The sequence below is a fragment of the Acidovorax sp. 22279 genome, from assembly GCF_052045435.1.
In the GTDB taxonomy this organism is placed as follows: Bacteria; Pseudomonadota; Gammaproteobacteria; order Burkholderiales; family Burkholderiaceae_C; genus Acidovorax; species Acidovorax delafieldii.
Window position 1 is genome coordinate 16,554 of the sequence record NZ_JBQEOV010000008.1, and the last position, 23,103, is coordinate 39,656.

Annotated in this window: 21 protein-coding genes and 2 tRNA genes; 9 read left to right on the forward strand and 14 right to left on the reverse strand. The window is 62.2% G+C overall.

Annotation, left to right across the window (positions count from 1 at the left end; all coding sequences use genetic code 11):
- The first annotated feature begins 11 nt into the window (after nt 1-11).
- The gene (locus ACTJKQ_RS11825) at nt 12-1,436 is read left to right on the forward strand and encodes a M20 family metallopeptidase (RefSeq protein WP_440596924.1); all 1,425 of its coding nucleotides are present in this window, start codon (nt 12-14) and stop codon (nt 1,434-1,436) included.
- Between the two features lie 93 nt (nt 1,437-1,529).
- Here the strand turns inward: ACTJKQ_RS11825 and ACTJKQ_RS11830 are convergent, their stop codons facing one another.
- Nucleotides 1,530-2,591 carry an aldo/keto reductase gene (locus tag ACTJKQ_RS11830; RefSeq protein ID WP_056063766.1) on the reverse strand — a complete coding sequence of 354 codons (1,062 nt, stop codon included), beginning with the start codon at nt 2,589-2,591 and terminating at the stop codon, nt 1,530-1,532.
- A 157-nt stretch (nt 2,592-2,748) separates the two neighbouring features.
- On the opposite strand from ACTJKQ_RS11830, the gene ACTJKQ_RS11835 reads away from it, so the two are divergent.
- The 7 genes from ACTJKQ_RS11835 to ACTJKQ_RS11865 all read left to right on the forward strand — a co-directional run bounded on the left by ACTJKQ_RS11835 (nt 2,749) and on the right by ACTJKQ_RS11865 (nt 10,070).
- A complete protein-coding gene (locus tag ACTJKQ_RS11835; RefSeq protein ID WP_440596925.1) occupies nt 2,749-3,657 on the forward strand; it encodes an alpha/beta fold hydrolase in 909 nt (302 codons plus the stop codon).
- Nucleotides 3,658-3,858: 201 nt separating this feature from the next.
- Nucleotides 3,859-4,963, forward strand: a protein-coding gene (prfB, locus tag ACTJKQ_RS11840; protein WP_099730502.1) for a peptide chain release factor 2 whose coding sequence is annotated in 2 segments (ribosomal slippage) — nt 3,859-3,939 and nt 3,941-4,963 — 1,104 coding nt in all. Because the reading frame shifts where the segments join, the coding sequence is not laid out codon by codon here.
- A 9-nt stretch (nt 4,964-4,972) separates the two neighbouring features.
- On the forward strand, nt 4,973-5,647 hold the full coding sequence (locus ACTJKQ_RS11845; RefSeq protein ID WP_440597024.1) for an HAD family hydrolase: 675 nt from the start codon (nt 4,973-4,975) through the stop codon (nt 5,645-5,647).
- Nucleotides 5,631-8,387 (forward strand): aminopeptidase N, encoded by a 2,757-nt coding sequence (gene pepN, locus ACTJKQ_RS11850; RefSeq protein ID WP_440596926.1) that lies wholly within the window; start codon nt 5,631-5,633, stop codon nt 8,385-8,387. The genes ACTJKQ_RS11845 and pepN overlap by 17 nt, the downstream gene beginning before the upstream one ends.
- A gap of 23 nt (nt 8,388-8,410) precedes the next feature.
- A complete protein-coding gene (locus ACTJKQ_RS11855) occupies nt 8,411-9,418 on the forward strand; it encodes a class 1 fructose-bisphosphatase (protein WP_436075023.1) in 1,008 nt (335 codons plus the stop codon).
- An 11-nt stretch (nt 9,419-9,429) separates the two neighbouring features.
- Nucleotides 9,430-9,505 (forward strand) — tRNA-Thr (locus tag ACTJKQ_RS11860).
- Between the two features lie 382 nt (nt 9,506-9,887).
- Nucleotides 9,888-10,070, forward strand: coding sequence for a hypothetical protein (locus ACTJKQ_RS11865; RefSeq protein ID WP_056063784.1), 183 nt, complete (start codon nt 9,888-9,890; stop codon nt 10,068-10,070).
- Nucleotides 10,071-10,151: 81 nt separating this feature from the next.
- Here the strand turns inward: ACTJKQ_RS11865 and ACTJKQ_RS11870 are convergent, their stop codons facing one another.
- From ACTJKQ_RS11870 to ACTJKQ_RS11925, 12 genes are all read right to left on the reverse strand, one after another.
- Nucleotides 10,152-10,463, reverse strand: coding sequence for a single-stranded DNA-binding protein (locus ACTJKQ_RS11870; protein ID WP_056065085.1), 312 nt, complete (start codon nt 10,461-10,463; stop codon nt 10,152-10,154).
- A gap of 236 nt (nt 10,464-10,699) precedes the next feature.
- A tRNA-Pro gene (locus ACTJKQ_RS11875) sits at nt 10,700-10,776 on the reverse strand.
- A gap of 30 nt (nt 10,777-10,806) precedes the next feature.
- A complete protein-coding gene (locus ACTJKQ_RS11880; protein ID WP_099730505.1) occupies nt 10,807-11,241 on the reverse strand; it encodes a MerR family transcriptional regulator in 435 nt (144 codons plus the stop codon).
- Between the two features lie 97 nt (nt 11,242-11,338).
- The gene (locus ACTJKQ_RS11885) at nt 11,339-11,665 is read right to left on the reverse strand and encodes an integration host factor subunit alpha (protein ID WP_056063789.1); all 327 of its coding nucleotides are present in this window, start codon (nt 11,663-11,665) and stop codon (nt 11,339-11,341) included.
- A gap of 25 nt (nt 11,666-11,690) precedes the next feature.
- A complete protein-coding gene (gene pheT / locus ACTJKQ_RS11890; protein ID WP_440596927.1) occupies nt 11,691-14,138 on the reverse strand; it encodes a phenylalanine--tRNA ligase subunit beta in 2,448 nt (815 codons plus the stop codon).
- 72 nt (nt 14,139-14,210) lie between these two features.
- Complete coding sequence (pheS, locus tag ACTJKQ_RS11895; protein WP_056063795.1) at nt 14,211-15,263, reverse strand: phenylalanine--tRNA ligase subunit alpha; 1,053 nt, start codon at nt 15,261-15,263, stop codon at nt 14,211-14,213.
- A gap of 101 nt (nt 15,264-15,364) precedes the next feature.
- On the reverse strand, nt 15,365-15,724 hold the full coding sequence (rplT, locus tag ACTJKQ_RS11900) for a 50S ribosomal protein L20 (RefSeq protein WP_005795139.1): 360 nt from the start codon (nt 15,722-15,724) through the stop codon (nt 15,365-15,367).
- Nucleotides 15,725-15,750: 26 nt separating this feature from the next.
- Nucleotides 15,751-15,954 (reverse strand): 50S ribosomal protein L35, encoded by a 204-nt coding sequence (gene rpmI / locus ACTJKQ_RS11905; protein ID WP_008904041.1) that lies wholly within the window; start codon nt 15,952-15,954, stop codon nt 15,751-15,753.
- 183 nt (nt 15,955-16,137) lie between these two features.
- A complete protein-coding gene (gene infC, locus ACTJKQ_RS11910) occupies nt 16,138-16,746 on the reverse strand; it encodes a translation initiation factor IF-3 (protein ID WP_440597025.1) in 609 nt (202 codons plus the stop codon).
- Nucleotides 16,747-16,826: 80 nt separating this feature from the next.
- Entirely contained in the window at nt 16,827-18,746 is a 1,920-nt protein-coding gene (gene thrS / locus ACTJKQ_RS11915; RefSeq protein WP_395454163.1) for a threonine--tRNA ligase, read from the reverse strand.
- Between the two features lie 316 nt (nt 18,747-19,062).
- Nucleotides 19,063-20,394, reverse strand: coding sequence for an isocitrate lyase (aceA, locus tag ACTJKQ_RS11920; protein ID WP_055402695.1), 1,332 nt, complete (start codon nt 20,392-20,394; stop codon nt 19,063-19,065).
- A 252-nt stretch (nt 20,395-20,646) separates the two neighbouring features.
- On the reverse strand, nt 20,647-21,069 hold the full coding sequence (locus tag ACTJKQ_RS11925; RefSeq protein WP_436075019.1) for a gamma-glutamylcyclotransferase family protein: 423 nt from the start codon (nt 21,067-21,069) through the stop codon (nt 20,647-20,649).
- A gap of 39 nt (nt 21,070-21,108) precedes the next feature.
- On the opposite strand from ACTJKQ_RS11925, the gene ACTJKQ_RS11930 reads away from it, so the two are divergent.
- Complete coding sequence (locus ACTJKQ_RS11930; protein ID WP_440596928.1) at nt 21,109-22,074, forward strand: DMT family transporter; 966 nt, start codon at nt 21,109-21,111, stop codon at nt 22,072-22,074.
- A gap of 76 nt (nt 22,075-22,150) precedes the next feature.
- Here ACTJKQ_RS11930 and rraA read toward each other — a convergent pair whose 3' ends face one another.
- Nucleotides 22,151-22,672: a ribonuclease E activity regulator RraA gene (gene rraA / locus ACTJKQ_RS11935; protein WP_056063808.1), complete on the reverse strand. Its 522-nt coding sequence runs from the start codon at nt 22,670-22,672 to the stop codon at nt 22,151-22,153.
- Nucleotides 22,673-23,103 lie beyond the last annotated feature (431 nt).

Genomic DNA, 23,103 nt, shown 5'->3' on the forward strand with positions numbered 1-23,103 from the left:
GGACCTGCACGATGAACCGCCAACAACTCATTCAAGACGTCCAGCGCTACTTTGACGATGGCCGCTTTGCCACCGACCTGCGCCGCCGCGTGGCCTGGCGCACCGAAAGCGACACTGGCAAGGTGCCGCCCGAACTGCACACCTACCTCACCGACGAAATGGTGCCCTGGCTCGCGCCCCTGGGTTTTGAATGCGAGGTGCTCGACAACCCGTCGCCACAAGGCGGCCCCTTCTTGGTGGCCCGCCGCGTGGAAGACCCTGCGCTCCCCACCGTGCTCACCTACGGCCACGGCGATGTGGTCAACGGACAGGACGCGCAATGGCGCGAGGGCCTCTCGCCCTGGGAGCTCACCATCGAAGGCGAGCGCTGGTATGGCCGAGGCACGGCCGACAACAAAGGCCAGCACACCGTGAGCCTGGCCGCACTCGCCCACACCATCGAGGCCCGGGGCGGCCGCCTGGGCTACAACGTGACGCTGCTCATGGAGATGGGCGAAGAGGCGGGTTCGCCCGGCCTGGCCGCCTTCTGTGAGCGGCACAGCGACGCGCTGAGAGCCGACCTTTTTCTGGCCAGCGACGGCCCCCGCGTGAACGCGGGCCACCCCACCCTCTTCCTGGGTTCACGCGGAGCCATCAACTTCTCACTCGCGGTGCGCAGCCGCGACAAGGCCTACCACTCCGGCAACTGGGGCGGCGTGCTGGCCAACCCGGCCACCGTGCTCACGCACGCCCTGGCCACGCTGGTGGACGCGAAGGGCCGCATCCTCGTCAAAGGCCTGCTGCCGCCTGCGGTGCCCGACAAGCTGCGCACTGCCCTCAAAGATGTGGTGATTGGCACCGGCGCCGATGACCCCGCGCTCACCCCCGGCTGGGGCGAGCCCGGCCTGACCCCCGCAGAGCAGCTGGTGGGCTGGAACACGCTGGAGGTGCTGGCGCTGGGCGCGGGCAACGCGCAGCGGCCCATCAACGCCATCCCCGCGCAGGCCGTGGCGCACTGCCAACTGCGTTTCGTGGTGGGCACCGATTGGCAGAACGTGGAGGCCGCGCTGCGCGAACACCTGGATGCGCATGGCTTCAGCCAGGTCGAGATCACCATGGGCATGCACTGCGGCGCCACGCGGCTCGATCTGCACAACCCCTGGGTGGACTGGACGATGGCCTCGCTGCAGGCCAGCGCAGGCCAGCCCGCAACGCTGCTGCCCAACCTGGCAGGCTCGCTGCCCAACGACATCTTTGCCGACCAGCTCGGTCTGCCCACGCTGTGGGTGCCGCACTCGTACCCCGCCTGCGCCCAGCATGCACCCAACGAACATTTGCTGGCGCCCGTGGCACGAGAAGGTCTGGCGGTGATGGCCGGGCTGTTCTGGGACCTGGGTGAGCCCCAAGGGACGCCGTGGGTTGAAGGGCGCACCACCCGGCAGGAGGCAACTGCCTGACAGCAGCGCGCACAAACTCGCAGAAAAACCAAGGGGCCTGCACGGCCCCTTGGTTTGATCTTGCCGATTCGCAGGGCCACGCCCTGCCCCCGGTCACAACGCAGGGTCGCGCAGCTCCCAGCGGATAGCGTCAATGGCCTTCAGCACCTCGGGCGACAGCGTGGTGCCCCAGGCATTCAGGTCTTCCTCCAACTGCGCCACCGACGTCACGCCGATGATGGTGCTGGCCACTTGCCACTTGGTGTAGCAGAACGCCAGCGCCATCTGCGTGGGCGTCATGCCGTTGGCGCGGGCAAGCGCGTTGTAGCGGCGCGATGCCTCCAGCGCCTCGGGGCGGCCCCAGCGTTGTTTGCGCACGGATTCATACGATGCAATGCGCGCACCCTGCGGGGCATTGGGCCCAGTAATGCCGCTTTCGTCGTACTTGCCCGTCAGCAGGCCAAAACCCAGGGGCGAATAGGCCAGCAGAGACACATCCAGGCGGTGGCAGGTTTCATCCAGTCCGTTTTCCCAGGTGCGGTTGATCAGGCAGTACGGGTTCTGCACCGTGGCCACACGCGGCAGGCCATGCTGCTCGGCCAGGCGCACGAACTCGTGCACGCCGTAAGGGGTTTCGTTCGACAGGCCGATGTAGCGCACTTTGCCCGCCTTCACCAGCCCGGCCAGCGCTTCCAGCTGCTCGCGAATGGGGGTTTGCGAGGTTTCCTTGGAAGGGTCGTAATACAGGTTGCCGAACGCTGGCACATGGCGCTCGGGCCAGTGGATCTGGTAGAGGTCGATCACATCGGTCTGCAGGCGGCGCAGGCTGGCCTCGCACGACGCCACGATGTCGGCCGGGGTCATGCCCTTGCCCTCGCGCACCCAGGGCATGCCGCGCGAGGGGCCGGCCACCTTGGTCGCCACCACCAGCTTCTGGCGCGCGCCAGGGTTCTTGGCAAACCAGTTGCCGATGATGGTTTCGGTGGCGCCAAAGGTCTCGGCCTTGGCGGGCACGGCGTACATCTCGGCCGTGTCGATGAAGTTCACGCCGCGCGCAAGCGATTGGCTCAGGATGGCATGCGAGTCGGCCTCATTGACCTGCTCGCCGAAGGTCATGGTGCCCAGGCAAATGGGGGTGACAAGCAGGTCACTCTGACCCAAGCGGACGGTGTTCATGCGGTGAAGGCTCCAGAAGGTGGGAAAGTAAGCAGGGCCTGCTGCGGCCCCGGCTGGCGATGGTACAAGCGATCGCCAAAACCTGCCGGACGCCGGACTCCTTGGTGACACCGCAGGGCGCCCCGCCAGCGTGGCGGCAACGTAACATTGGCACAGCATGTACCAAGTCCTCACCCCTTCGCGCAGCAGCACACTGGCGCTGCGGCACCTTAACTATCACGTCCGCCACTGGGGCCCCGAGCAAAGCGACCTCCCCACGCTGGTGCTTTTGCATGGCTGGATGGACGTCAGTGCCTCCTACCAGTTCACGGTGGACGCGCTGCGGCAATCACGCCGCATCATCGCGCCGGACTGGCGCGGTTTTGGCCTCACCACCGGTGCACCGGTGGACCACTATGTGTTTGCCGACTACCTGGCCGACCTGGACCTGCTGCTGGACCACTATGCCCCCGGCGAAGCCATCGACCTGGTGGGCCACAGCATGGGCGGCAACGTGGCCATGATGTACGGCGGTGTGCGGCCCGAGCGCGTGCGCAAGCTCGTCAACCTGGAAGGTTTTGGCCTGCCCGCCACACGCCCCGCGCAGGCGCCCACCCGCTACGCGCAATGGATCGACGAGATCAAGCAGCTGCACCAGGGCACCAAGGAGCTCAAGACCTATGACAGCGCCGACGGCGTCGCCCGCCGCCTGATGAAGACCAACCCCCGCCTGTCCGAAGACAAGGCCCAATGGCTGGCCCAGCACTGGGCGCGACCCAACGCGCAGGGGCAGTGGGAAATCCTGGGCGACCCCGCCCACAAGATCACCAGCGCGCAGCTGTACCGCGCGGACGAAGCACTGGCCATCTACGAGCGCATTACCGCACCCGTGCTGGCCATCGAGGCCAGTGGCGACAGCCTGGGCCAGTGGTGGAACGGCCGGTACACCCTGGACGAATACCACCAGCGCCTGACCCATGTGCGCACCTGCAGCACCGCGGTCGTGCAAGACGCGGGCCACATGCTGCACCATGACCAGCCCGAGCAGGTGGCCCAGCTGATCGAAGCGTTTTTGGATGCTACCTGAGGCAATTTGAAGTCCTTGCGCCCGCAAGCGCTAGTGGATATTGCCTGAGTAGCTATCATTTTTGATATGAATGCCACTCGGAGCCCACACGCCGGCCTGCGCAGATCCGGCGGCGGTCTGGCACAAAGGGCATTAGCAGGGCACCTGCCCGTCCCATGAGAAAATCGCGGGTTATTCCACAGAACACGCAGGACAAGAATCATGGACGCAGAACGCATCAACCTCATCGGCACCACCCTCAGCGACCTGGCTCTGCGCACGCAAGAGTTACGGAGGTATCTTTGACTTCGATGCCAAATTTGAACGCCTACGCACGGTAAACGCATCGCTGGAAGACCCCTCCGTCTGGAACGACCCCAAGAAGGCTCAGGAGCTGGGCAAGGAACAAAAGTCGCTCTCCAGCGTGGTCGTCACGCTGGACAAGCTCACCCGCGATCTGGCCGACAACGCCGAGCTGTATGAGATGAGCAAAGAGGAAGGCGATGAAGCCGGCCTTTTGACCATCGAGTCGGAAGCCGCCACGATGCGCGCAGCGGTGGAAGAGCTGGAGTTCCGCCGCATGTTCCGCAACGAGGCGGATCCGCTCAACTGCTTTGTGGACATCCAGGCAGGCGCTGGCGGCACCGAGGCCTGCGACTGGGCCAGCATGCTGCTGCGCCAGTACCTCAAGTACGCCGAGCGCAAGGGCTTCAAGGCCACGGTCGAAGAAGAAACCCCGGGCGACGTGGCCGGCATCAAGAGCGCCACGATCAAGATCGAGGGTGAGTACGCCTTCGGCCTGCTGCGCACCGAAACCGGTGTGCACCGCCTGGTGCGCAAGAGCCCGTTCGACAGTTCGGGCGGCCGCCACACCTCGTTCGCGTCGCTGTTCGTGTACCCCGAAATCGACGACTCCATCGAGATCAACATCAACCCCGCCGACGTGCGCACCGACACCTTCCGAGCCTCCGGCGCGGGCGGTCAGCACATCAACAAGACCGACTCGGCCGTGCGACTCACGCACATCCCCACCGGCATCGTGGTGCAGTGCCAGGACGGCCGCAGCCAGCACAGCAACCGCGACGTGGCATGGCAGCGCCTGCGCAGCCGCCTGTACGACTTCGAGATGCGCAAGCGCATGGAAGAGCAACAGAAACTGGAAGACACCAAAACCGACGTGGGCTGGGGCCACCAGATCCGCAGCTACGTGCTGGACAACAGCCGCATCAAGGACCTGCGCACCAACGTCGAAATCTCGGCCACGCAGAAGGTGCTGGACGGCGACCTGGACGCTTTCATCGAAGCTTCGTTGAAGCAAGGCGTCTGAGCGATGCGGATGCGCACCGACGCCATCATCTTCGACATGGACGGCACCATGATCGACTCCATGCCCTGGCACGCCCAGGCGTGGGTCGAGTTCGCACGCCGCCGGGGCATGGACATCGACGTGCCCGACCTCATGGCCCGCACCACGGGCCGCAATGGCACCGAGTGCATCGTGGAACTGTTAGGACGCCCCGTGTCGCAGGACGAGGCCGACGCGCTCACGCACGAAAAAGAAACCATCTACCGCGAGCTGTTCGCCCCGCGTTTCTCCGAAGTGGCGGGCTTTCGCCAGTTTGCGGCCCAGGTGCGCGCGCGCGGCATCAAGGTGGCGGTGGGCACCGCGGGTGACATCGGCAACGTGGAATTCGCCCTGGGCCACCTGGGCCTGGAACCCGCGCCCCAGGCCATCGTGCGTGGCGATGAGGGCCTGCCCGGCAAGCCCCAGCCCGCGATCTTCCTGGAGGCGGCACGCCGCATCGCGGCAGCGCCCGAGCATTGCATCGTCTTTGAAGACGCGCCTTTCGGCATCGAGGCAGCGCGCCGCGCGGGCATGCGTGCCGTGGCCATCTGCAGCACCCACACGCCCGAACAACTGGCCGGACCCCATGTGCTGGCCGCCGTGCGCGACTACACCGAACTCATGAACACCGACTTTCTGGAGAGCATCCATGTTGCAACTGCATAAAGCCGACGGAAGCGGAGACGGCGCGGCCCCGGCCATCGCCATCCGCCGCGAGGACTACACCGCCCCCGCCTACTGGATCGACAGCGTCGAGCTGACCTTCGACCTGGACCCGAACAAGACACGCGTGCTCAACCGCATGACGCTGCGCCGCAACCCCGACGTGGCGGCACAGCCGCTCAAGCTCGATGGCGATGACCTGAACCTGGCACGTGTGCTGGTCAACGGCCAAGGCACCTCGTTCAAGATGGAAGGCACCCGCCTGGTGCTGGAGAACCTGCCTGAAGGCTCCGAGCCCTTTGCGCTCGAAATCTTCACCACCTGCTGCCCCGCCAAGAACACGCAGCTCATGGGCCTGTACGTGAGCCAGGGCACCTTCTTCACGCAGTGTGAGGCCGAGGGCTTTCGCCGCATCACCTACTTCCTGGACCGCCCCGATGTGATGGCCAGCTACGCCGTCACGCTGCGCGCCGACAAGGCCCAGTACCCGGTGCTGCTCTCCAACGGCAACCTGGTGGACAGCGGCGACCTGGAAGACGGCCGCCACTTTGCCAAGTGGGTGGACCCGCACAAGAAGCCCTGCTACCTCTTCGCATTGGTCGCAGGCAAGCTGGTGGCCCGCGAGCAGAAGATCAAGAGCCGCTCGGGCACCGACCACCTGCTGCAGGTCTACGTGCGCCCCGGCGATCTGGGCAAGACCGAACACGCCATGAACTCGCTGATGTACAGCGTGGCCTGGGACGAAGCCCGCTTCGGCCTGCCGCTGGACCTGGAGCGCTTCATGATCGTCGCCACCAGCGACTTCAACATGGGCGCCATGGAGAACAAGGGCCTGAACATCTTCAACACGAAGTACGTTCTGGCCAGTGAATCCACGGCCACCGACACCGACTTTGCCAACATCGAAAGCGTGGTCGGCCACGAGTACTTCCACAACTGGACGGGCAACCGCGTGACCTGCCGCGACTGGTTCCAGCTCAGCCTGAAGGAAGGCCTCACGGTCTTCCGCGACCAGGAATTCAGCATGGACCTCGCGGGCAGCCCCTCCGCCCGCGCCGTCAAGCGCATCGAGGACGTGCGCGTGCTGCGCACCGCCCAGTTCCCCGAAGACGCGGGCCCCATGGCCCACCCGGTGCGGCCCGACAGTTACGTCGAGATCAACAACTTCTACACCGTCACCATCTACGAAAAGGGTGCGGAAGTGGTGCGCATGCAGCACAACCTGGTGGGCCGCGAAGGCTTTGCCAAGGGCATGAAGCTGTACTTCGAGCGCCACGACGGCCAGGCCGTGACCTGCGACGATTTTGTGCGATCAATAGCCGATGCCAACCCGGGCAGCCCGCTCACGCAGCACCTTGGGCAGTTCAAGCGCTGGTACAGCCAGGCCGGCACGCCCCGCGTGCGCGCCACGGGCCGCTACGACGCTGCCACGCGCTGCTATGCACTCACGCTGTCGCAAAGCTGCGCCCCTACGCCCGGCCAAAGCGAGAAGTTGCCCTTCGTCATCCCGGTCGAGTTGGGCCTGATCGATGCCACCACCGGTGCCGCCCTGCCCTTGCACCTCGCAGGTGAAGGCGCTGCAGAAGGCGCAGCCCACACCACCTCGCGCGTGGTCGTGCTCACCGAGGCATCGCAGACCCTCACCTTCACCAACCTGGACAGCGAGCCTGTGCCATCGCTGCTGCGCGGGTTCAGTGCTCCCGTGGTGCTGGACATCGACTACACCGACGCGCAGTTGCTCACGCTGCTGGCGCACGACGCCGACGCTTTCAACCGCTGGGAAGCTGGACAGCGCCTGGCATTGCGAATTGCTATTAATACAATAGCTAATGAAGCATATACAACCGGCGCTACCGGCCGATTTGAGCAAACCATCCTGTCGACAGCGTTTGTAGAGGCGATGCGCAGCGTGCTGCGCAACCCGGCCCTGGACGCTGCGTTCAAGGAGCTGGTGCTCACGCTGCCCTCCGAGACGTACATCGCCGAGCAACTGGATGTGGTGGACCCGCAGCGCATCCACGCAGTGCGTGAAGCCATGCGCGAAGAGCTGGCTCTGACGCTGCAGGCCGACTGGGAAACCGTCTGGGAACAGAACCAGGACACCGGCGGCTACCGCCCCGACCCCGTCTCCTCCGGCCGCCGCGCACTCAGTGGCCTTGCGCTGCACATGCTGTGCATTGCCGCGCAAAAGACAGGCGATGTGGTCTGGCCTGGCAAGGCGTACCAGCGCTTCAAGGTCGCGGGCAACATGACCGACCGGTTCAATGCCCTCACGGCACTGGTGGCGAGCGGCAGCGAACTGGCCGCACCCGCCCTCGCCCGCTTCCATGCGCTGTTCAAGGACGAGCCCCTGGTCATCGACAAGTGGTTTGCATTGCAAGCCGGCGCCCCGGACCGTGGCGGCAACGTGTTGCCCGCCGTGCGCCAGCTCATGTCGCACCCGGACTTCAGCCTCAAGAACCCGAACCGCGCACGCAGCGTGATCTTCAGCTACTGCAGCGCCAACCCCGGTGCGTTCCACCGGTCGGACGCTGCGGGCTACGTGTTCTGGAGCGACCGCGTGATCGAGCTGGACGCCATCAACCCGCAGGTTGCGGCCCGCCTCGCGCGCGCGCTCGACCGCTGGAAGAAGCTGGCGGACCCCTGGCGCAGCGCCGCGCGCGAGGCCATTGCTCGCGTGGCCGCCAAGCCTGATCTGTCCAACGACGTGCGCGAGGTAGTGACCCGCGCACTCGCCGAATAAACCACGACCGAGAAGAGACTGACATGGCAAAAAGCATCAGCCTGACCCGCTACCTTGTTGAACAACAACGGGTGGACGGACTCATTCCCTCGCAATTGCGCCTGCTGCTGGAAGTGGTGGCCCGCGCCTGCAAAAGCATCAGCCACGCGGTGAACAAAGGTGCACTGGGCGGCGTGCTGGGCACGGCCAGCAGCGAAAACGTGCAGGGCGAGATCCAGAAAAAACTCGACATCATCGCCAACGAGGTGCTGATCGAGGCCAACGAATGGGGCGGCCACCTAGCGGCCATGGCGTCTGAAGAAATGGATGGCATCTACCTGGTGCCCAACCGCTACCCGCAAGGTGAATACCTGCTGCTGTTCGATCCCCTCGACGGCTCCAGCAACATCGACGTGAACGTGAGCATCGGCACCATCTTCAGCGTGCTGAAAAAGCCCGATGGTGATCGCGGCGTGGAGGAAGGCGACTTCCTGCAGCCCGGCACCCAGCAAGTGGCCGCTGGCTACTGCATCTACGGCCCGCAGACCACCCTGGTGCTCACCGTGGGCGATGGCGTAGCCATGTTCACCCTCGACCGCGAACAGGGCTCCTTCGTGCTAACCGAGGAGAACGTGCGCATCCCCGAGGACACCAAGGAATTCGCGATCAACATGAGCAACATGCGCCACTGGGACGAGCCCGTGAAGCGCTACATCGAGGAATGCCTGCAGGGCAAGGAAGGCCCGCGTGGTAAGGACTTCAACATGCGCTGGATCGCCAGCATGGTGGCCGACGTGCACCGCATCCTGACCCGTGGTGGCGTCTTCATGTACCCGTGGGACAAACGCGAGCCCAACAAGCCCGGCAAGCTGCGCCTGATGTACGAGGCCAACCCCATGGGCTGGCTGGTAGAACAAGCCGGTGGCGCTGCCACCAATGGCAAGCAACGCATCCTCGACATCCAGCCCACGCAGCTCCATGAGCGCGTCAGCGTGATCCTCGGCTCAAAAAATGAGGTGGAACGCGTGACCAGCTACCATTCCACGCTATAATCCAAGGCTAAGCCGGTGTAGCTCAGTCGGTAGAGCAGCTCATTCGTAATGAGAAGGTCGGGTGTTCGATTCATCTCTCCGGCACCAAATGAAAAGCCCTGATTCGCAAGAGTCAGGGCTTTTTTATTGGCCGCTCCGCAGCAACAACCCAGCCCACCGCCGGACAACAAGAACTGGCGGTGCGACCAGTGGGTGGCGCAGATCAACCCACTGCCGGAACATGCGATACAGCGTTGCCAACTGGAAGCGCCGCCACTTGGTGCGGCCACCGCCGTTGTCAACAATGGTGTCGCGCGTGCGTTGCATCCGCCAGATGGCAGCTTAGGTGTTTGCAAACATTGGCAACTGATGCAGACTGTGCGCTTCAGCTTGCCACCACAGGTTGCCTGGTCAACTGGCGACAGGCCGCACACCAAAGTCTCACACCTCCACTACCAGCACCATCATGAGTGTCGAACGCAGAGGCAGCATGGACCGCCGCACCGGCAAGGATCGCCGCCAGGAAGAAAAAGGCCCCCCCACCAATTTCGAGCGGCGCCGAGCCATCGAGGCGCGCCAGCCCGAATTGACAGAACTACACATGAGCGAGGATGAGCTCAAGGCATTGGGATTTGCGCCCACTCCCAAAGGCAACCCTCGCAAGACAGGCTAGGTACAGCGCCCGGTCCGGGTGCGCTTGTGGGCTCTCCCCGCTCCGCGTGTCATCCCATGACACAGCTTGCGCCGCTTATGCCTACTGCTCGATGCCAGAGACCGGCAGGCTGATCAACCGGTGTGCCACCATATCCAGCGCGGGCCTCGCGTTGCCTTGTTTGTCCGTCCAGACACGAGGATTCAAGCTGCCAGAAAGCGCCACTGAATCACCGTCGCGCAACTGGTGAAGTGACGCGCAGAGACCCTCGTCAAAGGCGATGACGTTGATGAAAAGCACTTCGCCCTCCGCCGTGCTGGCTCTCACCTTCGCCAAGGTGTAGGCCTTGCCCGCTTTGTCCGTGCGGCGCTCCGCCTCACCGTAAAGCCGTCCGGCTACCAAGCCATCAATCATGAAGGTCTCCATGCCCATCGTGGGCGCGTTGTTGCGCCCCTCCCAGGCCGCGGCCATCACTGCACTGCCGATGTCACCGGCAAGGGTGCCTGACGTCGCCGCACGCACGGCACGCAAGTACAGCATGTGCATGGAGCGATGCGCCACCACCGAACCGCAACGCTGCCGCCGCTAAAACCAGGGAGGAGAAAAGCAAAAAAGCCCAGAACCTTTCGGCTCTGGGCTTTTGCTATCAATGGTCGGCGTGGCGGGATTCGAACTCGCGACCCCTTGCACCCCATGCAAGTGCGCTACCAGGCTGCGCTACACGCCGACAAGACTTAGATTATATGCAGAAAAAAGCTCAGTTCAGAGAAAGTAGCGCACGAATTTCAAATAATTCTTGGCGCACTGCGTTGGAGTCCAGGGAGAAGCCCGCAGCAACGATGGAAAGGTCGCGCGCGCTGTCCACCAGCATGCTGGGTGGCTCTGCGTCCTGCGACAGAGAAGCCTCGTCCGACCCAACAACTTCTCGCGCAGCATGTGCAAGCTCTTGCAGGCGATTGCGCGCTCCACTGATGGTGAAGCCCTGGTCGTACAGCAGATCACGGATGCGGCGAATCATCAGCACCTCATGGTGCTGGTAATAACGCCGGTTGCCACGCCGCTTCATGGGCCGCAGCTGCGTGAACTCCTGCTCCCAGTAACGCAAAACATGCGGTTTGACGCCGCACAGCTCCGCAACCTCACCAATCGTGAAGTATCGCTTGGCGGGAATGGAAGGGAGGGTGGTGCCCATGAGATGCGTGTTCAAACGGGAAAGCTTTCAAGCGTACTGCAGACCAGCCTGTACCGCCAGCCACCAAGAACATCTTGGCAACAAAAACAGCACAAACTCACGCAACAGCGGCCGTCTGAATCTGCTCCTTGAGCTTGCTGCTGGCATGGAAAGTCACCACGCGACGCGCCTTGATGGGTATGGCCTCGCCCGTGCGGGGATTGCGCCCGGGACGGGGAGCCTTGGTCCGGATCTGAAAGTTACCAAACCCCGAAAGCTTCACGTCCTTGCCTTCGACAAGGCTTTGGGCAATCAAGTCGAAGAAGGCATCGATCATGTCCTTGGACTCGCGCTTGTTCAAGCCGATCTGATCGAACAACAGATCCGCCAACTGCGCCTTGGTCAGTGCCGGTGTTTCCAGGCTTTCAACTGCGAATTCGATCATGGCTCGTCACTCCCCTTGGACATCATCACACCCGCAGACGGGCGCCCGTGCGCTGCGTCAACTGAGTGATCACGGATTGCATCGCTGCGTCGATTTCTGCCTCAGTAAGCGTGGCTTCATCGCGCCCCAGAGTGAGGCGCACGGCCAGGCTCTTCTCGCCGGGGGCCAAGCCACCCGCAGGCGCCTCTTCGCCCGCCCGCAGCGCCTTGGGCCGATACACGTCAAACAGCACGGCAGAGCGGAGCATGCCACCCGGAACGGCCTGCTCTACCGCACCCATGATGTCGGCGTGCGTCACGCGCTCTGCCACCACCACGGCCAAATCGCGCTCGACAGCCTGGTGTTTGGTCACCGGCTTGAACTGAGGCACCACACGCTGCAGCACGGCGTCAAGCTCCAGTTCGAACATCACAGGCGCCTGAGGCAGGTCCCACGACTGGCGCCACTGGGGGTGCAATTCGCCCACGAAGCCAATAGCACGCCCATCGACCAGCACGCGGGCGCAACGGCCAGGGTGCATGGCAGGGTGGGTGCCGGGCTCGAACGTTGCGCGCAGGGGGGCCAGAAGCGCTTCCACGTCCCCCTTCACATCAAAGAAGTCGATGGCCTGATCCTTGCGCCCCCACTGCAGCATGTCGTTCGGACCATACGCCAGTCCCGACACGCGCATGGGCTGGTGAAAGCCTTCGACCGTGGTGTCGGTGTTGCGCACGCCGCCGTCGCGCAGGAACACACGGCCCAGTTCGAAGACGCGCACCCGCTCGGCCTTGCGGTCCAGGTTGAACTTCAAAACTTGTAGCAGAGAACCCAATAAAGTCGAGCGCATCACGCTCATCTGACTTGCGATCGGATTGAGCAGCTTGATGGGTTGCGGGTTGGCGGCCAACTCGTGCTCCCAACGCTCTTCCACAAAGCTGAAATTGATCGTTTCCTGATACCCCAGGGCTGCCAGCGAACGGCGCACCGCAAACGGGCTGCGCGTGGCCTCGAGCGCCAGCTTGGGCGTAATGGGTGCCAGCGGTGGAGTGGTCGGAAGGTTGTTGTAGCCCACCATGCGGGCCACTTCTTCGATCAGGTCTTCCTCGATGGTGATATCGAAACGGAACGACGGCGGCGTGACCGTGAGCGCACCTCCGCCCTGCACCACCGGCAGGCCCAGGCGGGTCAGCGCGTCGGCGCATTGCACCTGCGTCAGCGGCATGCCGATGACCTTGGCAGCACGCGCCACGCGCAGCGTGACAGGCTGTGGCACTGGCAAGTTCACCACTTGGTCGTCCATAGGGCCGCATGCCGTATCGGCCGTACCGCAGATATCGATGACGAGTTGGGTAATGCGCTCGATGTGCTCCACCGTCAGGCTCGGATCCACGCCGCGCTCAAAACGATGGCCGGCATCCGTCGAGAAGTTGAAGCGGCGCGAACGGCCTGCCACCGCCTTGGGCCACCAGAAAGCCGCCTCGATATAGATGTTCCGGGTGTCATCAGACACCGCCGTGGCGTCTCCGCCCATGATGCCCGCCAGCGATTCCACCTGGCTGTCATCGGCGATCACGCCCACCTTGTCATCCACCGTGATGGTGTTGCCATTGAGCAGCTTCAGCTGCTCACCCGGCTTTCCCCAGCGCACGTCCAGGCCACCATGGATCTTGTCCAGGTCAAAAATGTGCGAAGGACGTCCCAACTCAAACATCACATAGTTGGAAATGTCTACCAGCGGCGACACACCACGCTGGCCGCAGCGTGCCAGGCGATCGAGCATCCACTGAGGCGTGGCAGCCCGCGTATTCACGTTGCGCACGATACGGCCGGAGAAACGGCCACACAGGTCAGGCGCGCTCACTTTGACGGGCAGTTTGTCCGTCAGCTTTGCGGCCACGGCAGGGAACGATGTATTTTTCAGCGGCGTACCCGTCAATGCGGACACTTCTCGCGCGATGCCATAGACGCTCAGGCAATGCGCAAGGTTGGGCGTGAGCTTGAGCGTGAACAGCGTGTCGTCCAGGTTCAGGTGTTCGCGGATGTCCTGGCCCACGGGTGCAGAGGCATCGAGCTCGAGCAGGCCTCCATGGTCCTCTGACAGTTTGAGCTCACGGGCGGAGCACAACATGCCTTGGCTTTCCACGCCGCGCAGTTTGCCCACCTTGATGAGGAAAGGTTTGCCATCGTCACCCGGCGGGAGCTCGGCACCCACCAGTGCGCAAGGCACCTTGATACCCACGCGGGCATTCGGCGCACCACAAACGATGTTCAGCAGGGCGCCCTGCCCCACGTCCACCTGGCACACACGCAGGCGGTCGGCGTCTGGGTGCTGTACCGCCTCCTTGATCTCACCCACCACGATCTTGGTGAAAGGCGGGGCCACGGGGCGCAGCTCCTCCACCTCGAGGCCGGCCATCGTCAGCGTTTCGGCCAGCTCGGCCGTCGTCAAAGGGGGGTTGCAGAACTCACGCAACCAGGATTCAGGAAATTGCATAGTCGGACACTCTTGTACGGAAGGTGCGCAGCACGGCCACAGGGCACGCGCACGGCGCGAAGTCGGCGGGCTTTACTGGAACTGCGACAGGAAGCGGATGTCGCCGTCAAAGAACAAGCGCAGGTCATTGACGCCATAGCGCAGCATGGTCAGGCGGTCGGGTCCCATGCCGAATGCAAAGCCGATGTACTTCTCAGGGTCAAGACCCATATTGCGCACCACGTTGGGGTGCACCTGGCCCGAGCCCGCCACTTCGAGCCAACGGCCTGCCAGCGGGCCCGTCTGGAACTGGATATCGATCTCGGCGCTGGGCTCTGTGAACGGGAAGAAACTGGGACGGAAGCGCAACACGAGATCGTCGCTCTCGAAGAACGTGCGGCAGAAATCCGTGAAGATGACTTTCAGGTCCTTGAAACTCACGTTCTCACCAATCCAGAGACCTTCGCACTGGTGAAACATGGGCGAGTGCGTAGCGTCGCTGTCCACGCGGTAGGTACGGCCGGGGGCAATGACGCGGATCTCGGGCATCGCCTGACCGGCATCGAGCGCAGCCCGGTGCTTTTTGACATGCTGGACTGCATGGCGGATCTGCATGGGGCTGGTGTGTGTGCGCAGCAGGTTGGGAGCGGTGGCAGTGCCGCCCTCCACATAGAACGTGTCATGCATGGACCGCGCAGGATGGTCTTCCGGCGTATTCAGTGCAGTGAAGTTGAACCAGTCGGTCTCGATCTCAGGGCCTTCGGCGACGTCAAAACCCATGGAACCGAAGATGCCCTGGATGCGTTCAAGCGTGAGCGACACCGGGTGCAAGCCACCCTGCCCACGCTGGCGGCCTGGCAGGCTCACGTCCAGTGCTTCGGCCTTGAGCTGCAATTGAAGTTCGGCATCGGCCAAAGCTTGGCGGCGAGCGGTCAGTGCAGCCTCGATGGCCTGCTTGGCAACGTTGATGGCTGCGCCGCGGGATTTCTTTTCCTCGACGGACAGCTGCGCCATGCCCTTCATGAGCTCGGTCACGCGACCTGACTTGCCCAGAAACTGCGCCTTGGCGTTTTCAAGGTCAGCAGGGGTTGCGCTTTGGGCAAACAGTTGCGTCGCGCTCTCGACCAGGGAATCCAACTCGTTCATATCGACTCTTGAAAATGAACAAGGGCTAGTGCCTTTTCAAGCCCTAGCCCTTGCTGTTATTGCGCAAGCAGCTATCAGAACGATAGCCGCTCATCGTGAACTCAAGCAGCCAGCTTGGCCTTGACTTGCTCCACGATGCTGCCAAAGGCAGCCTTGTCGTGCACTGCGAGGTCGGCCAGCATCTTGCGGTCGATCTCGATGGATGCCTTCTTCAGGCCGTTGGCGAACTGGCTATAGGTCAGGCCCAGTTCACGGGCAGCGGCGTTGATACGGGCGATCCACAACTGGCGGAACACGCGCTTCTTGGTGCGGCGGTCACGGTAGGCATATTGCCCAGCCTTCATTACCGCCTGTTTGGCGATACGGAAGACGTTACCGCGGCGACCACGGAAACCCTTGGCAAGGGCGAGAACTTTCTTGTGACGGGCACGGGCCGTTACACCACGTTTGACGCGAGGCATGTATGTACTCCTTGTTCGTCAGTAAATTAAACGCCCATGCCGGGCAGCATCTGTGAAATCGAGCCCATATTGGTCTCGTGCACAGCAACCGCACCACGCAGATGGCGCTTGTTCTTGGTGGTCTTCTTGGTCAAGATGTGACGTTTGAAGGCTTGACCGCGCTTGACGGTACCACCTGGACGAACGCGGAAACGTTTTTTCGCGCTGCTCTTGGTCTTCATTTTGGGCATGTGAATGCTCCTTTTTCGTTGTGCTCGTGAGGCGTTTGCAAACCGATCTGCAAACTTGTTGGCCCCGAGCCACTTTTGTCGAAAGGCTTTCACCTTCCGGTCGGCAGTGCTCGAAAGCCCCACCTTTTCAAACACCCCGCCCCTTCGGGCGTGGCGCTCAAAATCTGACACTGATTGGCAAACCTACGCCGCCGCACCCGTTGCAGGGGCCGCTCCTTCAGACGCTGGCTTGGCCGCGGGCTTCTTCTTGCCCGGAGCAATCATCATGATCATCTGGCGGCCTTCCAACTTAGGAAACTGCTCAATGATGATGCTGTCAGCCAACTCGTCACGAATCCGGTTCAGCAAAGCCAAGCCGAGTTCCTGGTGCGTGATTTCACGCCCGCGGAACCGCAGCGTGATCTTGCACTTGTCGCCATCCGCCAAAAAGCGGCGAATGTTGCGCATCTTGATGTTGTAGTCGCCATCGTCCGTTCCGGGGCGGAACTTGACTTCCTTGATCTCAATGACCGTCTGCTTGGCTTTGGCTTCTGCCGCACGCTTTTGCTCTTGGTACTTGAACTTGCCGTAGTCCATGAGGCGGCACACCGGTGGATTCGCCGTAGCGGCGATTTCCACCAGATCCACGTCCAGCTCACCGGCCATGCGCAAGGCCTCCATGAGGCTGACAACACCCAAAGGCTCGTTGTCTGGCCCGGAAAGGCGGACTTCCGGGGCCATGATTTCACGGTTCAGGCGGTGCTTGCGCTCTTCCCGGTGGCGACGATCACGAAATTCAGTAGCGATGGCTATCTTCCTTGAATCAAAATGCTACAAATAAAGTAGCTACTTCCGCACAGTCCGCGAGCGGCAAAGCAGTTTTGTGTTCAAAATCAGGCTTTGGTGGCGATGTCGTTAGCGATCAATTCAATGAACGCATCCACCGACATCACGCCGAGATCACGATTACCCCGGGCTCGCACTGCGACGGCGCCGGCTGCCTTTTCCTTGTCGCCTGCGACGAGGATGTAAGGCAGCTTTTGCATCGAATGCTCCCGTATTTTATACGTAATCTTCTCATTGCGCAGATCCAGGGCCACCCTAAGGCCTTGATTGGGCAGCGCTTTTTGCAGTTTTGCTGCGATTTCACGACAGTAATCGGACTGAGCGTCAGTGATGTTCAGCACCGAAACCTGCACGGGAGCGAGCCATGTAGGCAAGGCCCCCGCGTGCTGCTCGATCAGAATGCCAATGAAGCGCTCCAAGCTACCAACGATGGCGCGATGCAGCATGATGGGCCGATGGCGGGCGCCATCTTCGCCCACAAACTCTGCGTCTAGGCGCTCGGGCATATTCGGATCCACCTGAATCGTGCCGCACTGCCAGGGGCGCCCCAGCGCGTCCTTGAGCGTGTACTCGATCTTGGGACCGTAAAAGGCGCCCTCTCCGGGCAGGTATTCAAATTCGCAACCGGATGCCCTTAGACCCTCAGCCAAGGCGTTCTCGGCGCGGTCCCAGCTTTCCTCACTACCGATTCGCTTCTCAGGCCGTGTGGACAGCTTGTAGATGATGTCCGTGAACCCGAAGTCCTTGTAAACCTTCTGCAGCAACGTGGTGAACGCCACGACTTCGGACTGGATCTGGTCTTCGGTACAGAAGATGTGGCCGTCGTCCTGTGTGAAAGCACGCACGCGCATGATGCCGTGCAGCCCCCCGGTCGGCTCATTGCGGTGGCATTGGCCGAACTCGCCGAACCGCAAAGGCAGGTCGCGGTAGCTCTTGATACCTTGCTTGAAAATGATGATGTGCCCAGGGCAGTTCATCGGCTTGAGCGCGTAGTCGCGCTTTTCCGACTCCGTGACAAACATGTTCTCGCGGTATTTGTCCCAGTGCCCGGTTTTCTCCCACAGGCCCTGGTCCAGGATCTGCGGCCCCTTGACCTCCTGGTAGCCGTTGTCGCGGTACACGCGGCGCATGTACTGCTCCACCTCCTGCCACACCGTCCAGCCCTTGGGGTGCCAGAACACTGTGCCAGGCGAGTGTTCGTCGATGTGGAACAGATCCAACTCGCGGCCGAGTTTACGGTGGTCGCGCTTTTCTGCCTCCTCCAGCATCGTCAAATACTGCTGCAGCTCATCCTTGGTAGCCCAGGCCGTGCCATAGACCCGCTGCAGCATCTCGTTACGATGATCGCCACGCCAGTAGGCGCCCGCAACCTTCATGAGCTTGAAGAACTTGAGCTTGCCGGTGCTGGGCACGTGGGGGCCGCGGCACAGATCTTCGAAATTGCCTTCACGGTACAGGCTCACATCTTCGTTGCTGGGAATGCTGGCAATGATTTCGGCCTTGTAGTGCTCACCCAGGCCCTTGAAATACGCCACGGCCTCGTCACGCGGCAGCACGCGGCGCACCACGGGCTCGTCCTTGGATGCCAGTTCGGCCATGCGCTTTTCAATCGCTACCAGGTCTTCAGGCGTGAAGGGGCGCTTGTAGGCAAAGTCGTAATAAAAGCCGTTTTCGATCACCGGGCCGATGGTGACCTGCGCGTCAGGGAACAGTTCCTTGACCGCGTAGGCCAGCAAGTGAGCGGTGGAGTGACGAATCACCTCCAGGCCATCCGCATCCTTGGCCGTCACGATGGACAGCGCGCTGTCAGCCGTGATCTGGTAGCTGGTGTCCACCACCTTGTCACCGATCTTGCCCGCCAGGGCGGCTTTGGCCAGACCGGCGCCAATGGAGGCGGCCACCTCGGCCACGGTGACGGGGCCCGGAAACTCGCGCTGTGAACCGTCGGGAAGCGTGATGTGAATCATGGGAGCAACTCTTTCTCTGTGATCAGTGCAATGGGTGCGGGCACGCGCCAGGCCCGTAAAACAAAAAAGCGCGGAACAGGTCCGCGCTTTTTGGAGGTGTGTGCAATCTCGTGCAGGCGCGAACAGCCAGCCTCAACGGCCGGTCAACATCTCCGATGTAGTTCGCGGTGTCATAACCAGATTGCCTTTCTCGCTCTTGTGCAGTGAATTTCGCCAGATTTTAACCCTAGCACCCAGAAAAAAAGCCCGAAGCATCTGCTTCGGGCTTTTTCGAGTGCATTTGGCGCCACAACGAAGCGGCGCTGAGCCCCGCAGATCAGTGGAACTGCTCTTCTTCGGTCGAACCCGTCAGGGCCTTCACGGAGGACGAGCCGCCCTGGATCACCGTGGTCACGTCGTCGAAGTAGCCTGCGCCCACTTCCTGCTGGTGCGACACGAAGGTGTAGCCCTTTTCGCGTGCTGCGAATTCTGGCTCTTGCACCATTTCGGTGTAGTGCTTCATGCCTTCGCCTTGTGCGTATGCATGGGCGAACTGGAAGGTGTTGAACCAGTTGATGTGGATACCGGCCAGCGTGATGAACTGGTACTTGTAGCCCAGAGCCGACAGGTCTTCCTGGAACGACGCGATCTGCTTGTCGTTGAGGTTCTTCTTCCAGTTGAACGAAGGCGAGCAGTTGTACGACAGCAGCTTGCCAGGGCAGGCAGCGTGCACAGCTTGCGCAAATTCACGGGCGAAGCCGATGTCTGGCACGCCGGTTTCGCACCACACCAAGTCGGCATAGGGAGCGTAGGCCACGCCGCGGCTGATGGCTTGTTCCAGGCCGTTCTTCACGCGGTAGAAGCCTTCTTGCGTGCGCTCGCCGGTCAGGAAAGGCTTGTCGTTGGCGTCGTGGTCGGACGTGATCAGGTTGGCGGCTTCTGCGTCGGTGCGGGCCAGCACGATGGTGGACACGCCCATCACGTCAGCAGCAAAACGTGCGGAGATCAGCTTTTCGCAGGCTTCCTGCGTAGGCACCAGCACCTTGCCACCCATGTGGCCGCACTTCTTCACGGCAGCGAGTTGGTCTTCGAAGTGCACGCCGGCAGCGCCCGATTGGATCATGTTCTTCATGAGTTCGAAGGCGTTCAGCACGCCGCCGAAACCGGCTTCCGCGTCCGCCACGATGGGCAGGAAGTAGTCGATGAATTCCTTGTCGCCGGGGTTGATGCCACGGCCCCACTGGATTTCGTCGGCGCGCTTGAAGGTGTTGTTGATGCGGCGAACCATGGTGGGCACCGAGTCATACGCATACAGCGACTGGTCGGGGTACATGGTTTCGGATGTGTTGCCGTCAGCAGCGACTTGCCAGCCCGACAGGTACACGGCTTCGAGGCCAGCCTTGGCCTGCTGCATGGCTTGACCGGCAGAGATGGCGCCGAAAGCGTTGACGTAGCCTTTCTTGGCACCGCCGTTGATCTTGTCCCAGAGCTTTTCAGCGCCGCGCTTGGCCAGCGTGTGCTCGATGGGCAGCGAACCACGCAGACGCACCACGTCGGCAGCGGAGTAACCGCGCTTCACACCCTTCCAGCGGGGGTTGGTCGCCCAGTCTTTTTCCAGGGCGGCAATTTGCTGTTCGCGGCTCAGTTGTTCGTTGAGGGATTGGGGCATGAGATCACTCCAGGGGTTGGTTGAAAACGCCGGGCTGCTGTGTGCCGCCCTTGAAGACAACTTTAAGTCTTCTATAAGACTTGCGCAAGCTCTTATGTCTTATAGAAGAGATAAATTTTCTTCTTTCAAAACAACCACTTAACCACGTGATTTCTCAATACAGAAATTGATTTCTCATATCGAGAAAAATTGCGGCAATGCAACATCTATCGCATTCCACATCAAGAAATTTAGCTTTCGTATTGTGATAATTCAAGCGGACGTAGTGCCAACTGCCCTGAGCCAGTCGCCATGTTCGATCCGGCGTGCGCCCTCTGTGTATCGGGGATGGATCTCGTACACCAGACAAGACAGCCGTTGGCCCTCAACTGTCACCACGATCTCGCGCTTGAGGTATTCGTCGGTGGGGTGATCTCCGGTCAACCCTTCAATGGCATCCAGAACCTCCTCCAGCGCAGGCTCGATGGCGTACACCTCGCCATGCACCGGCTGATCGCCACGCAGCGTCATGCCCGGATAAGCCCCCAGGTGAAACAACACTCCCGGCACCTGCGCAAAACCCACCCAGTGTGGCGCAGGCAACAAGCGCGTGATGTCATTCGACCCACCGCGGCGCAAGGTGCCGTATACAAACACATGGCGTGGGGTGCCAGCAGGCAAAGAAGGCTCGGGCATGATGCGCAGTCTTTTTTGATTGAACAGCGCCCCAGTCTAGTGAATACGCCCGCTCCCAGCCGCCCTTTCGCCTATTTGTGCCTGGCTCTCAGCATGTCGCTGGTGGGCAGTTATGTGGCACTCTCCAAACCCCTGGCAGCCGTGCTGCCCGTGCTCTTGCTGGCCTGGATGCGCTTTGGCGTCGGGGGCGTCGCTATGCTGCACTGGCTCAAAAAGCCCGCCAACGAGCCGCCACTGACGCCGCAGACCAAACGGCTGCTGTTCCTGGAGTCCTTTCTGGGCAACTTTCTATTCACCATCTGCATGATCTATGGCGTGAGCCTGACCGACGCTGTCTCAGCAGGGGTGACCATGGCAGCCATTCCTGCAGCCGTGGCATTGATGGGATGGGCATTTCTGGGTGAACGGGTGGCGCCTCGCACCTGGATGGCGGTGCTCTGTGCGGTGATTGGCATTGCCCTGTTCTCACTATCAAAACCAGAGCACGCAGCGCATATGGAACCTGCGCTTGGAGCCAAAAACACTGCAAACCATGCCTTGTGGGGCCAAATGCTGCTGCTGGGGGCAGTGATTTGCGAGGCCGCCTACACGGTGATCGGCAAGAAGCTTACCGGCAGCCTGGGGCCCAAGCGCATCACCTCGCTCATCAACCTGTGGGGCTTTGTGCTGACGACACCGTTTGGCCTGTACCTGGCGCTGGACTTCCCGTTTGCCTCGGTGGGATGGGGCACCTGGCTATTGCTGCTGTTTTATGCGCTGGCCGCCTGCATGTGGACGGTGTGGCTGTGGATGACCGGGCTCAAGGCCGTGCCCGCTGCGCAAGGCGGCGTGTTCTCGGTCATGCTGCCGGTGAGTGCTGCGCTGGTGGGCGTGCTGTTTTTGGGCGAGGTATTGACGCGCCTGCAACTGGTCGCCTTTGTCATTGCCCTGGCCAGCGTGTTGCTGGCCACCCTGCCCTCGCGCGCGGCGCTGCGCGTAGGGCGGCGGGGCGGCAGCGCCGACTGACGGGCCCTTCGGCAACCGTCTTCACCATCCTGCCACGGGGACTGGACAGACCGGGCAGAACCAGAGAAGGCCGGACTCAGCCGTGCAAGGGCTGCGCACTGACCACGATGCCATCGGCATCGGCATACAGCCAGTCGCCGGGGCGCACGGGCACGCCCTGGATCGACACAGCCACATCGCGTTGCCCCTCGCCACGCCGCTCGGTGGGCAGCGGCATCAGCGCCAGCGCGCGGATGCCGACGGCTTCCGCGTTCAGCTCGGCCACGTCACGCACACAGCCGTCCACCACGATGCCGGCCCAGCCATTGCGGGCGGCGGCTGCCGCCAGGTTGCCGCCCACCAGGGCCCGGCGCAGAGAACCGCCGCCATCCACCACCAGCACCCGGCCCTCGCCTGCTGACTCGACAGCCGCCTTGACTTGGGTGTTGTCCTCGTGGCACTTGACGGTGGTGACGGGGCCCGCGAACGCGGCAACGCCCCCAAAGCTCTGGAACACCGGGGGCAGCACGCGGAACGCACCGCTGGTGTCGCCCTTGTGGACGTCACAAAAGTCGCAGGTGGCAAACGGCGTGAGGGGAAGAGGCGAAGCTGCAGCCATTCCAAGATCCTTTCAGTCAATCAAACGGTTCCAACAATCAAACCCGCCCCAACGGCAGCGGCGAGCACGAACCCCACACTGAACGCCCCCTCGCTGCGGCACACGCCTGCGGGCGAGCCGCGTTCGTTGAGCGGCAAATCTGTTGTGCAAGATTGTGCTGCAGCAGCAGCCACCCCAGATGCGGTGCCCAACGCCGCACTCAGAAGATGCCCCCGGGGAACCGCACTTGAAACCCGCCCTCTGCCGCGTCTTTGTCAAGCCTAGCGCGCCTTGGCGGCCTATTGCTGCGGGGTGCGCGGCGCCACCGCTACAAATCGAGGCAAAAAAAGCCGTTTCTCCCTTGGAAACGCGTTTTTTTCCCATTAGCATCAGCCTGCCAGTGGGAAAGCGTCGTTTTCGCTGGTAAAAATTTATTCCCAACAAGGACAACC

Bases quoted from the DNA above. Each gene is read 5' to 3' on its own strand.
- ACTJKQ_RS11825 (WP_440596924.1), top strand. From the start codon at position 12: ATGAACCGCCAACAACTCATTCAAGACGTCCAGCGCTACTTTGACGAT.
- ACTJKQ_RS11830 (WP_056063766.1), bottom strand. From the start codon at position 2,591: ATGAACACCGTCCGCTTGGGTCAGAGTGACCTGCTTGTCACCCCCATT.
- ACTJKQ_RS11835 (WP_440596925.1), top strand. From the start codon at position 2,749: ATGTACCAAGTCCTCACCCCTTCGCGCAGCAGCACACTGGCGCTGCGG.
- ACTJKQ_RS11845 (WP_440597024.1), top strand. From the start codon at position 4,973: ATGCGCACCGACGCCATCATCTTCGACATGGACGGCACCATGATCGAC.
- pepN (WP_440596926.1), top strand. From the start codon at position 5,631: ATGTTGCAACTGCATAAAGCCGACGGAAGCGGAGACGGCGCGGCCCCG.
- ACTJKQ_RS11855 (WP_436075023.1), top strand. From the start codon at position 8,411: ATGGCAAAAAGCATCAGCCTGACCCGCTACCTTGTTGAACAACAACGG.
- ACTJKQ_RS11865 (WP_056063784.1), top strand. From the start codon at position 9,888: ATGGACCGCCGCACCGGCAAGGATCGCCGCCAGGAAGAAAAAGGCCCC.
- ACTJKQ_RS11870 (WP_056065085.1), bottom strand. From the start codon at position 10,463: ATGATTGATGGCTTGGTAGCCGGACGGCTTTACGGTGAGGCGGAGCGC.
- ACTJKQ_RS11880 (WP_099730505.1), bottom strand. From the start codon at position 11,241: ATGGGCACCACCCTCCCTTCCATTCCCGCCAAGCGATACTTCACGATT.
- ACTJKQ_RS11885 (WP_056063789.1), bottom strand. From the start codon at position 11,665: ATGATCGAATTCGCAGTTGAAAGCCTGGAAACACCGGCACTGACCAAG.
- pheT (WP_440596927.1), bottom strand. From the start codon at position 14,138: ATGCAATTTCCTGAATCCTGGTTGCGTGAGTTCTGCAACCCCCCTTTG.
- pheS (WP_056063795.1), bottom strand. From the start codon at position 15,263: ATGAACGAGTTGGATTCCCTGGTCGAGAGCGCGACGCAACTGTTTGCC.
- rplT (WP_005795139.1), bottom strand. From the start codon at position 15,724: ATGCCTCGCGTCAAACGTGGTGTAACGGCCCGTGCCCGTCACAAGAAA.
- rpmI (WP_008904041.1), bottom strand. From the start codon at position 15,954: ATGCCCAAAATGAAGACCAAGAGCAGCGCGAAAAAACGTTTCCGCGTT.
- thrS (WP_395454163.1), bottom strand. From the start codon at position 18,746: ATGATTCACATCACGCTTCCCGACGGTTCACAGCGCGAGTTTCCGGGC.
- aceA (WP_055402695.1), bottom strand. From the start codon at position 20,394: ATGCCCCAATCCCTCAACGAACAACTGAGCCGCGAACAGCAAATTGCC.
- ACTJKQ_RS11925 (WP_436075019.1), bottom strand. From the start codon at position 21,069: ATGCCCGAGCCTTCTTTGCCTGCTGGCACCCCACGCCATGTGTTTGTA.
- rraA (WP_056063808.1), bottom strand. From the start codon at position 22,672: ATGGCTGCAGCTTCGCCTCTTCCCCTCACGCCGTTTGCCACCTGCGAC.